At 37.1% G+C, this 3,599-nt stretch carries 2 protein-coding genes and 1 pseudogene; all 3 read left to right on the forward strand.

Features of this window, described 5'->3' with window-relative positions:
* Positions 1 to 951, forward strand: a pseudogene (locus AC1DPQ_RS21345) (DNA-directed RNA polymerase subunit beta'); the annotation flags it as partial.
* A 159-nt stretch (positions 952 to 1,110) separates the two neighbouring features.
* Positions 1,111 to 2,844: a DUF4091 domain-containing protein gene (locus AC1DPQ_RS21350; protein ID WP_477582262.1), complete on the forward strand. Its 1,734-nt coding sequence runs from the start codon at positions 1,111 to 1,113 to the stop codon at positions 2,842 to 2,844.
* Positions 2,845 to 3,081: 237 nt separating this feature from the next.
* Positions 3,082 to 3,393 (forward strand): DUF3467 domain-containing protein, encoded by a 312-nt coding sequence (locus tag AC1DPQ_RS21355; protein ID WP_055914859.1) that lies wholly within the window; start codon positions 3,082 to 3,084, stop codon positions 3,391 to 3,393.
* Positions 3,394 to 3,599: the final 206 nt, after the last annotated feature.

The following is a 3,599-nucleotide window of genomic DNA, read 5'->3' on the forward strand; positions in this document are numbered from 1 at the left end:
ATCCAAACTGGTCAGATTATCGCTAAGATTCCTCGTGCAACTGGTAAAACCCGAGATATTACAGGTGGTTTACCTCGTGTAACGGAATTATTTGAGGCGCGTAACCCATCTAACCCAGCTGTAGTAACTGAGATTGATGGTGTGGTAACTTTAGGTGGCGTTAAACGTGGTAACCGTGAAATTACAATCGAATCGAAAGATGGTGAAGTTAAAAAATACTTGGTTCCATTGTCGAAACACATCCTTGTTCAGGATAACGACTTTGTAAAAGCAGGTATGCCTTTATCAGATGGTTCAATTTCTCCTGCGGATATCTTATCAATTAAAGGCCCTGCAGCGGTTCAAGAATACCTGGTAAATGGTATTCAAGAGGTTTACCGTTTACAAGGTGTGAAAATTAACGATAAGCACTTCGAGGTAATTGTTCACCAGATGATGCAGAAAGTTCACATTGAAGATCCAGGTGATACTATTTTCTTAGAAAACAATGCTGTTGACCGTTGGGATTTTGCCGACGAGAACGATGCGATGTACGACAAGAAAGTGGTTGAAGATGCAGGTGATTCTACAGATTTCAAACCAGGTCAGATTGTTTCATTGCGTAGATTAAGAGACGAAAATTCTCAATTGAAACGTAAAGATTTAAAACAGATCACGGTTAGAGATGCAAGACCAGCAACTGCAAGTTCTATCTTACAAGGTATTACACGTGCATCATTAGGTACTAAATCGTTCATTTCTGCAGCTTCGTTCCAGGAAACTACGAAAGTATTAAATGAGGCAGCTATTGCAGGTAAACGCGATAATATGTTAGGCTTGAAAGAAAACGTGATCGTTGGTCACTTAATCCCTTCAGGTACTGGTGTACGTGGTTACGAAAGAATCATCGTTGGTTCACAAGAAGAATACGATAAATTATTAGCTTCGAAACAAGAAGAAGTAGAAGCTTAGATTTTAATAGTAATTATAAGCCCTCTGAATTTTTATTCAGAGGGCTTTTTTGTTTTATGAAAGAATCTATCTATTTTGTTACGGTCCGTCAAACGTTTGCGTAGAGGCACCTTCTTAATCACTTAATCTTATTCTGTTAGGTTTGATTAACTTAGGTTTATGAAGTTTTTATCTGTGATATTAATCATGGGCTTGGGTTTAACAAGCGCAGCTCAGGATGTTAGTCTGGCCTTACAAAAAGCAAAATTGCCAGATAGCGAAACTATAAATAAGGAGTGGAATAATACCTCTGAAGGTTTAAATATTAGCTTTGCTAATAGTAACCTCAGGTTTGCAAAAGATATACCTCCAGCCATTTCAATTCAAAATACATGGAATACTGCTGCCTGGAAAGGAGAAAAAGTACATACCCAGCTGTTGCTTTGGACAAAAGCTAAGCATATCAACATCAGTATTCAGGTTTCTGATCTCAAAGATCAACAAGGCAATAGCATAAAAAAAGAAAACATTACTTCAGGTATAATTAAATATGTAATTACCGACGAGTTTAGAGATGGCTGTGGCTACCGTAAAGCTGCAGATTTTGATTCATCATATGTAGCAGACCTGATCGATACCAAACTTAATACGATCAGCATTAATACTAAAAATACACAACCAGTTTGGTTAAGTATAAAAGTTCCTGTTAATGTAAAAGCCGGAAGTTACGCTGGAACAGTCAAAATTAAAGGGGAAAAGGAATACAATTTGCCCATTAAAATCAAAGTACTCGATAAAACTTTACCACCTCCAAGTGAGTGGAAATACGATTTAGATTTATGGCAGCATCCCGCTGCTATTGCCCGGGCGCATAACGTAAAATTATGGAGCGACGAACATTTTGTATTAATGAAACCATATTATACAATGTTGGCCAATGCCGGACAGAAAACAATTACAGCAAGTATTGTAAATGAACCCTGGGGGCATCAAACCTACGATGATTATCCAAGTTTAATCAAATGGATAAAGAAAAAAGATGGCAGTTGGCTTTACGATTATAGCCTATTTGATAGATACATTGCTTTTGTAATGACCACTGGTATAAATCAACGCATTAATTGCTACAGTATGGTGCCGTGGAAAATTGCTTTTACCTATTGGGATGAAACTGCACAAAAAGAGGTTGTTTTTACAGAAGCTATTGGAACACCTGCTTATGATGCATTTTGGAAGAACATGCTTACCGATTTCACCAAACATTTAAAAGCTAAGAACTGGTTCGAGAAGACATATATCGCTATGGATGAGCGCCCGATGAAAGCTATGCAGGCTGTAATTAAACTATTAAAAAGTGTTGATCCGAAATGGAAACTTGCTTTAGCTGGTGAATACCATCAGGAAATCGAAAAAGATATCGATAATTATTGCATTGCTTCAAAATGGGAATTTCCGGCTGATGTGTTGCAAAAACGTAACGAGCAAGGTAAAACCAGCACCTGGTATACTTGCTGTACCGAACCTTACCCAAATGCATTCAGTTTCTCTTCGCCTGCAGAACAGGTATGGATGGGTTGGTATACCGCCAATAAAAATATGGACGGTTATTTGCGTTGGGCATATAACAGCTGGACCAAAAATCCTTTAACCGATACGCGTTTTACAGCTTGGCCCGCTGGCGATACTTATCAGGTTTATCCCGGACCATTAACATCGGTCAGGTTTGAAAAATTGATTGAAGGTGGACAGGATTTTGAGAAAATTAAGCAACTGCAGGCACTTTATACCAAAAATAAGAATACAGCAGCACTTGAGGAATTGAATAAAGCTTTAGAAAATTTCAACTTAAAATCTTTATCAACGGTTACTGCTGATGAAATTTTAAAACGCGTAAAACCGATGCTAAACAAATAATAGATGAAGCCAAATACTTTTTTGTGGGGTTGATGATCTGCCTGGTGCATTGTGAATTTCGGCAAAATATATACAAGTAAAGCAATGGCTATTGCAGGCAATAAAAAAAGCATTAGCTATTGCTGTGTTAGATTTTTTAGAGAAATAACATTTAAAGCGCCATAAAATTTAATTTTATTTCAAACATTATGTTTTAAATTCCGCTTAAGCAGTGGAATTTTTTATTTTTGAGCTATTATGGAAGAACAACAAAACGAGAATCAATTAAATATAGAGTTATCGGAAGAAATCGCTGAAGGAATTTTTTCTAACTTAGCCATCATTACCCACTCTAATACAGAATTTGTATTAGATTTTATCCGTGTAATGCCGGGAATTCCGAAGGCAAAAGTTAAATCAAGAATTATCTTAACTCCAGAACACGCAAAGCGTTTATTAGCAGCATTGGAAGATAATATTCAGAAATTCGAAGCCGTAAACGGGCGTATTAAAACTCAAGAAGAACCACCTTTTCCTATGGGCTTCGGCGGGCCAACCGCTCAAGCGTAAGACTATTCAAAATCTTACAAACAAATGTTTGTTTGCTATGTTAGCATAGTATATATTTGTGTATAACCATTTATATATGAAAAAATTTTTATTGAGCGCATTACTTTCTGCCCCACTTTGGGTTTTGGGGCAGGGTTTCCAGGTTAATTTACAAGGACAGAAACAAATTGGTATGGCAGGTGCAGGTTCTGCATTGGCTTTAGACG

This window comes from Pedobacter sp. 01T416_2, assembly GCF_056398925.1.

Excerpts from the sequence above, each read along its gene's own strand:
- AC1DPQ_RS21350 (WP_477582262.1), top strand. The coding sequence starts at position 1,111 with ATGAAGTTTTTATCTGTGATATTAATCATGGGCTTGGGTTTAACAAGC.
- AC1DPQ_RS21355 (WP_055914859.1), top strand. The coding sequence starts at position 3,082 with ATGGAAGAACAACAAAACGAGAATCAATTAAATATAGAGTTATCGGAA.